Raw genomic sequence first — 7,915 nt, 5'->3', positions numbered from 1 at the left:
ACACCGAGCATTAGCGAGGTGCCGAGTGGTGGGGCAAGAGCCTTTTGGTTACTTTTGGGCTCTTTTCAAAAGTGACCCGCTGTAAGAGCGGAACCCATAGCGGCCGTTACACAAACAACGGATATGTACACCTCGTCAGCCCCGCAACACCGCCTCAAACACCCCCTGAACCCGCGCCTCATCACAATGCGCCACATTAAACCGCATAAAATCCCGCAACCCCGATTCATACCCAAACAACGCCCCAGGCGCCAACACCATCCCGCGTTTCAACCCGGCTTCAGCCAACCGCTCACCATTCACCCCCGCCGGCAACCGCGCCCAGATAAACATCCCGCCCTCAAACCCCATCGGCAACTCACAGCCACACCGCCGCAGCCACTGCTCAACCCGCCCCCCGGCCTCCAGCAGCCGCTGGACCATGCGCTTGCGATGCCGGGCGTACCCGCCCTCACTCAGTAGCCGATACACAATCTGTTCAAACAGCTCCGAGGTAATCCCGCCGCTCATCAACTTCATATTGGTCAGGTTCGCTGCCAACTGCGGCGCCGCCACCACGTAACTGACCCGCGCATTCGCCGTCAGCACTTTCGAAAACCCCGACAGGTACGTCACCTGCTCCAAGCCCGCCAACGTCGCCAAACGTGGCGGCGGATTAGGGTGTAAATCCCCGTAGAGATCATCCTCGACGATATGGCAGCGATACTCCCGGGCCAGTTGCAACAAGCGAAACGCCTGGCTCGGGCTGAACGAATGCCCGGTCGGGTTATGCAACACACTGGTGGTCAGGTACAGGCTGGGACGATGCTCGGCGAGCAATTGCTCAAGCGCGGCAAAATCAAAGCCGTCAGGCCGCCGCGCGATGGTCACCACCTTGACCCCATGCAACGCCAGGTTCGCGTGGAAGTTGAAGTAACACGGCGCATCCAGCAACACCGTATCCCCGGGCCGCGCCAGCAGGCGCATAAGCATGTCCAGGCCTTGCAGGGTGTTGGGGGTGGTGATGATCTGCTCCACTGGCACCGACAGGCCTTCACCGTGGAGTTTCTGTTGCAGCGCCTGGCGCAACGGCAGCAAGCCCGCCGGGGTGCCCAGCCCGGCGATGCGCAGGGTAGGGGCGCGCACGGCACTGCGCATGGCCTGGCGCAGTGCCTCGGAATCCAGCCAATCTTCCGGCAAGTGGCCGCCGCCGGGGCGCAGGTCGCCCGGTGCCATGGCCAGCGGGCGGCGCAGTACGCTGAGCAAATCCTGGGGCAGCAAGTCGACCCAGTTGCTGGACGACGGCTGCGCCAGGCTGCTGGCGACAAAGTGCCCTCGGCCCTGGCTGGAGGTCAGCAGGTGACGCCCGCGCAGGCGATCCAGCGCTTCATTGATGGTGAATTTTCCGACGCCCAGCAAGGCTCCCAACTCACGCACCGAGGGCAGTTTGCTGCCGGCGGCCAACTCGCCTTGCTCAATGGCATGGGCCAGGGCATCGACGATCTGCTGCACCTTCGGCGCTCGGTCATGAAAGTGAATCGCAGGAATGGGCATCACACTGTCCTTAAGTTTGCCGCCAACTTTACCGGTAAAGTCTGCGCATATATCCGTGGAGTTTACCTGCCTCTGGCGCGACGTGCGCCCTAGACTGCAAGCCTTCCTTCTTGCTGTGAAACTCCACGCCATGGTCACTGCACTCACCCTGTCTTCGTTTTTGTACTTCCTGCTGCTGTGCACGACCCTGGCGTTCAGCCCTGGTCCCATGACATTGTTGTTGCTCAGCCTCGGGCTGAAAGACGGCCTGCGCCGCTCGCTGCCGGCGCAGTTCGGGGCGAGTGTCTCCTACCTGGTTTCGATCCTGATTTTTGCCGTGGGCTTCTCCGAGTTGATCAAGGACTACCCGCTGATCACCCGAGTCATCCAGGTGGTGGGCGTCGCCTACATTCTTTACCTGGCCTACAAGCAATGGACCAGCAGCGGGGTGACGATCAAAACCGCCGACCCGACCCCGGAAAATGCCCGCAGCCTGTTCGGTAAAGGCCTGCTGACCGGCCTGTCGAATCCCAAGGCGATCATCCTGTTCAGCGCCGTATTCCCGCAGTTCGCCGCCATCGGCCAAGGCAGCGCCGCCGCCGACATCGCGATCCTTGGGCTGACCTTCCTGCTGCTGCAATTTGCCAGTGGCTGCCTGTATTGCTACTTCGGCCAGCGCATCAAGCACGTACTGGAAAACCCCAAGCGCCGGGTTTTGCTGCAACGGGCCACGGCGGTGCTGCTGTTGGGCGTGGCGTTGATGCTGGCCCGGGGCTTTTCGAACTGAAGGCCAGCTTATGAGCGGTAGTGGCGATCTGCCGTTGCCCTGATAGACTTCGAGCATTCATCCAGGATCAAGCCAGACCATGTCAGCTGCAGGAGGAAAGGGACTTTCGCTCGCTACACGTTTGTACAAGTCGCGCACCCTGGGGTTGACCCTCGGGTTTATCTGCGTGGCCGCCGCCATCTATCCGCTGGATAAGCCCGCTTGGGTCTGGGTGGTGATGGTGACCAACGCCTTCATCTGGCCGCACGTGGCGTACCAATGGTCGCGGCACTCAAAAAACTCCCTGCGCTCGGAACACCGCAACCTGTTGTTCGACTCGTTCTGCGGCGGGTTCTGGGTGGGCGCCATGCAGTTCAACCCGCTGCCCAGCGTCACCACGCTGTCGATGATGACCATGAACAACGTCGCCATCGGCGGCCCGCGCTTCATGCTCGCCGGCTGGGTGGCCCAGGCGCTGGGCATCGGCGCCTCGCTGCTGGTGTTCACCCCGGCGGTGACGGCCCTCACCAGCGAAGCGCAGCTCTACGCCTGCCTGCCGATCCTGATGCTGTATCCCCTGGCCCTGGGCTGGATCTGCTACCGGCAAGCGATCACCCTGGCCAGGCACAAACGCGAGTTACTGGCCCTGAGCCGCACCGACAGCCTGTCGGGCCTGCTCAACCACGGCGCCTGGAAAGACCACCTGGAAATCGAGTTCCAGCGCTGCCGTCGCGACCAGCAGGGCGCCGCGATCGCGCTGATCGACATCGACCACTTCAAGACCATCAACGACACCTACGGCCATGTCACCGGCGACATCGTGCTGCGCCAACTGAGCAAAGTGCTGCGCCAGAACCTGCGGGCCACCGACCTGGCCGGGCGTTATGGTGGCGATGAATTCTGCGTGATCCTGCCAGACATGCCCCTGAACCGCGCCGCCGAAGTGATGGACGCCCTGCGTGACCGCTTCAACTCCCTGGCCTACGCCCAGGACCCGACCCTGCGCGCCAGCCTGAGTATCGGCCTGGCGCCGTACCGCCCGGCACACGGTGACGCCACCAGTTGGCTGAACGATGCCGACCAGGCGTTGTACGAGGCCAAGAGCAGCGGGCGCAACCGGGTCAGTTCGGTGCAGGGAAGTTGGTTGAGGTCGATCTGAGGATCAACAAATTGTTTATTGTCAGGTAGGGTGGAGCACTACCTTTCAACAAAAACAAGGATCGGTTCATGCTCTTCAACTTCCCACGCACCCTGCTGGCGGCCACCCTGGCGCTGTCTTTCGCGATGCCGGCCTTCAGCGCCGAACCCCACAAGCAGATTCAGGCCGACTCCGAGCAGTACAAGGCCGACGCCCTGAAATTGCTGGAGCGCCTGGTGAATATCGATTCGGGCTCCGGCTACGAGCCGGGTTTGACTCAAGTGCGTGACATCGCCGTCGACGAGCTCAAGCAACTGGGCTTCAGCATCCAGTTGGTACCCGATGCCGCTGCCCATAACAGCCATGTCGTCGCCACCCTCAAAGGCACCGGCAAAGCCAAAATCCTGTTGATGGCCCACATGGACACCGTGTTCAAGGAAGGCTCGGCCGCCGCCCGGCCGTTCCACATCAAGGACGGCCGCGCCTATGGCCCGGGTGTGATGGATGACAAGGGTGGCATCGTCGCCGGTATCTACGCCTTGAAGGTCCTGAAAAACCAGGGCTTCAAGGACTACGCGCAAATTACCTTCCTGCTGGATGCCAGCGAAGAAACCGGCACCGACGGCGCCTCCGAACTGATCCGCAACACCGCCAAGGGCCACGACGTGACCCTGAACCTGGAACCGGGCCGCCCGGCGGATGGCCTGGTGGTGTGGCGCAAAGGCAGCGCCACCGCGGTGGTCGAGGTCAAGGGCAAGGCCGCCCACGCCGGCGTGGCCCCGGAACTGGGGCGCAATGCGGCGATGGAAGCGGCGCACCAGATCCTGCAACTGGGCAAGCTGGGGGACGCGGAGAAGAAAACCACCATCAACTTCACCGTGATCAACTCAGGCGACCGGGTCAACGTGATCCCGGACCAGGCCACCGCCAAGGCTGACGTACGGGCGGCGTTGCCGGAAGAGTTTGACCGCATCGAGAAAGACCTGGCGCGGGTCTCGGCCAACAAGCTGATCCCCGAGACGGAAGTGACCACCAGCCTGCACCGCGGCCTGCCGCCGATGCCACAGACGCCGGAGTCGGACAAACTGGTGGCGATTGCCCAGGGGATCTACGGCGAGCTGGGACGCAAGCTGACCATTGAAGGCAGCGGCGGGGCGGCGGATGCCAGCTTGTCGGCTGGCGTGGGCACGCCGACCCTGGACGGGTTCGGGATTGTGGGGGGCAATATCCATACGCCGGAGGAATATGCCGAGGTGGAGAGCGTGGCGCCGCGGATTTACCTGTTGAGCCGGATGATTATGGAGCTGTCAAAGCGCTGACCGCCAGCTCCCCTTGTAGGAGCCGGCTTGCCGGCGATGAGGCCCTTGAAAATTGCACTGATTTCGCGGGCCTCATCGCTGGCAAGCCAGCGCCTACAGGACGGCGGTGGTGCTTGCTGTCACCACTTCCCGCATCTTCTCCCGCCCCAGCACCAAGCTGCACAACGCCGGCAAGAACAGCAACGTCAATACCGTCCCCACCAGCACCCCGCCAATCAGCACATACGCCAACGACGACCAGAACACCGATAAAGTCAGCGGAATAAACGCCAACGCCGCCGCCAGCGCAGTCAGGATCACCGGCCGTGCCCGGCGCACCGTGGCCTCGATGATCGCCTCGCGAATCACCATGCCCTGGTCCTGGTTCTGTCGAATCTGGTCGGTAAAGATCAGCGTGTTGCGCATCAGGATCCCGCCAATCCCGATCAGCCCCAATATCGCGTTGAACCCGAACGGTTGGTTGAACAGCAGCAACGTCGGCACCGCGCCGATCAGCCCCAGTGGCGCCGTGGCAAACACCATGAACATCACCCCGAACGAACGCACCTGGAACATGATCACGGTCAACGTCAGCAGGATCATGATCGGGAACAGCGCCGCCAGCGCGACGTTGGCCTTGGCGCTTTCTTCCACCGGGCCGCCGATGACGATCTGATACCCGGCCGGCAGCTTGGCGATCAGCGGCTGCAGGTCCTTGTACACCGCCATTTCCACATCCGGCGGCTGGGTGCCGTCGACAATATCGGCCCGCACTTCCACGGTCAGCGCGCGGTTGCGACGCTTGAGGATCGGTTCTTCCATCACCGCCTGGAAATGCCCGACCTGGGCCAGTGGCACCGACACGCCGGCGCTGTTGGTCAGGGTCATATTGTCCAGGTTGCCGAGGTCTTCGCGCTGGCTGCCCTGGGAGCGGGCGACCACGGAAACGGTGCGATTGCCTTCGCGCACTTCGGTGATCGGGTTGCCGCTGAGCAGGGCGTTGAGCTGGGATTTCACCCCGTCGGGGGTAAAGCCCAGCAGGCGCAGGCGGTCCTGGTCCAGCACCAGGCGGTAGCTGCTGGCGCGCTCGCCCCAGTCGAGGAAACTGTCCCGGGTGAGCTTGTTGGCCGCGACCACCTGGCGCACGTCTTCAGACAGGCCGCGCAGCACATTCAGGTCGGGACCGGACACGCGAAACACCACCGGGAACGGCACCGGCGGGCCGAACACCAATTGCGTGACCCGCACCCGCGCCGACGGAAACTCACCCGCCGCGATGCGTTCATCCATGCGTTTTTTCAGCGCGTCCCGGGCGTGGGCGTCGGCGGTCTGCACGATCAGCTTGGCGAAGGCCGGGTCTGGCAACTCCGGGTTCAGCGACAGGAAAAACCGTGGCGCACCGCCGCCGACGTAGGTGTCGACCATCACGGTTTGCGGCTCCTGCATCAGCGCTTTTTCCACCTGCGCGGCCACCGCCTCGGTGCTTTTGAAGGCGCTGCCCGGCGGCATATACACCTCAAGAATCAGCTCGGAACGGTCGGAGTTGGGAAAGAATTGCTTCTTCACCACGCCCATGCCCAGGCCACACAGCACAAAGGCTGCCACCACCAGCCCGGTGACCCACCAGCGGTTGCGCACGCAGGCGTCCACCAGGTGGCGCAGTTTCTGGTAATACCGGCCGGCATAAATCGCATCGTGGCCGCCGGCAACCGGCTTGATGTGCGGCAACAGCTTGACCCCCAGGTACGGGGTGAACACCACCGCCACCAGCCACGAAGCAATCAGCGCAAAGCCGACGATCCAGAAGATATTCCCCGCGTATTCCCCGGCGCCCGAGCGGGCAAAACCCACCGGGAGGAAGCCGATAATCGTCACCAGGGTGCCGGTGAGCATCGGCGCGGCGGTGGAGCTCCAGGCAAAGGTGGCCGCGTGAATCCGGTCAAAACCTTCCTCGAGTTTGACTACCATCATCTCGATCGCAATGATCGCGTCGTCCACCAGCAGGCCCAGGGAAATAATCAATGCGCCCAGGGTCACCCGGTCGAATTCGCGGCCGGTCATCAGCATGATCACAAACACGATCGACAAGGTCAGCGGCACGGCAGCGGCCACCACCAGCCCGACACGGAACCCCAGGGCGAGCAGGCTGATCACCATCACCACCGCGAGGGCGACGAAGAACTTCAGCATGAACTCGTTGACCGCCAGGCTGATGTTTTTCGCCTGGTCGGAGACCTTGGCGAAGTTGACCCCCAGCGGCAGGTCGGCCTGGATTTTCGCCTCCTGGGCCTTGAGGGCCTTGTCCAGTTCCAGGCCGTTCCAGTGCTTCTCCATGATCACCCCGAGCATCAGCGACGGGTCGCCCTGATGGCGGATGCGGTAGCTGGGCGGGTCTTCATAACCCCGGCTGACGGTGGCCACATCGGCGATGCGCAGCAGCTTGCCGTTGGCTTCCAACGGCACGTTTTCGATCAGCGCCAGGCTGTCGAAGGCGCCGTCGATACGGATATACGCACGGGCGCCGGCGGTTTCGACAAAGCCCGAAGGTGCCACGGCGTTCTGGGCGGCGAGGGCGGCGAAAATCTGCTCGGGCTTGATGCCCAGGGTGGCGAGGCGTTCATAGGAGAACTCGACAAAGATGCGCTGCGCCTGTTCGCCGAGGATATTCACCTTCTTCACCCCCGGCAGGTTGAGCAGGCCCTGGCGCATGTCCTCGGCCATTTGCACCAGTTGCCGGTGGGGCAGGTGTTCGGCCTCCAACGCGTACAGGGAGAAGTACACATCGGAGTATTCATCGTTGAAAAACGGCCCGATTACGCCCTTGGGCAGCTTCGCGGCTTCGTCGCTGAGCTTCTTGCGGGTCTGGTAGAACAGGTCCTGGATCTCGCTCGGGCGGGTGGACTCCAGGTACGTCATGCGCATCGAGACGAAACCCGGCTGGGCGATGGTCTCGACGCGGTCGTAGTAGTCCAGTTCCTGCAGGCGTTTTTCCAGGCGGTCGGCCACTTGTTCCTGCATTTCCTGGGCGGTGGCGCCGGGCCAGGCGGCGGTGATGGTCATGACCTTGACGGTGAAGGATGGGTCTTCGGCGCGTCCCAGTTTGCCAAAGGCAAAGACCCCGGCGGCGAGGATCGCGATGATCAGGAACAGCGTGACCGCACGGTGTTTTACCGCCAGTTCGGAGAGGTTGATACCGCGCAT

Annotated in this window: 5 protein-coding genes; 3 read left to right on the top strand and 2 right to left on the bottom strand. The window is 62.9% G+C overall.

Annotated features, from left to right (window positions below; genetic code table 11):
- Positions 1-135: 135 nt before the first annotated feature.
- Positions 136-1,533: a PLP-dependent aminotransferase family protein gene (locus M2400_RS31600; protein ID WP_259197598.1), complete on the bottom strand. Its 1,398-nt coding sequence runs from the start codon at positions 1,531-1,533 to the stop codon at positions 136-138.
- A 130-nt stretch (positions 1,534-1,663) separates the two neighbouring features.
- Between M2400_RS31600 and M2400_RS31595 the strand changes: the two genes are divergently transcribed.
- The 3 genes from M2400_RS31595 to M2400_RS31585 all read left to right on the top strand — a co-directional run bounded on the left by M2400_RS31595 (position 1,664) and on the right by M2400_RS31585 (position 4,735).
- Positions 1,664-2,299 carry a LysE family translocator gene (locus tag M2400_RS31595; RefSeq protein ID WP_177079628.1) on the top strand — a complete coding sequence of 212 codons (636 nt, stop codon included), beginning with the start codon at positions 1,664-1,666 and terminating at the stop codon, positions 2,297-2,299.
- Between the two features lie 79 nt (positions 2,300-2,378).
- Entirely contained in the window at positions 2,379-3,437 is a 1,059-nt protein-coding gene (locus M2400_RS31590) for a diguanylate cyclase (protein WP_177045822.1), read from the top strand.
- A gap of 68 nt (positions 3,438-3,505) precedes the next feature.
- Entirely contained in the window at positions 3,506-4,735 is a 1,230-nt protein-coding gene (locus M2400_RS31585; RefSeq protein ID WP_177045824.1) for a M20/M25/M40 family metallo-hydrolase, read from the top strand.
- Positions 4,736-4,828: 93 nt separating this feature from the next.
- On the opposite strand, the gene M2400_RS31580 is transcribed toward M2400_RS31585, so the two are convergent.
- The gene (locus M2400_RS31580) at positions 4,829-7,915 is read right to left on the bottom strand and encodes an efflux RND transporter permease subunit (RefSeq protein WP_259197597.1); all 3,087 of its coding nucleotides are present in this window, start codon (positions 7,913-7,915) and stop codon (positions 4,829-4,831) included.

Origin of the sequence: Pseudomonas sp. BIGb0558 (assembly GCF_024807515.1) — a bacterium.
Classification (GTDB): Bacteria; Pseudomonadota; Gammaproteobacteria; order Pseudomonadales; family Pseudomonadaceae; genus Aquipseudomonas; species Aquipseudomonas yamanorum_A.
Note: the sequence above shows the minus strand (reverse complement) of the source record. Positions and strands in the feature narration are given on the sequence as shown.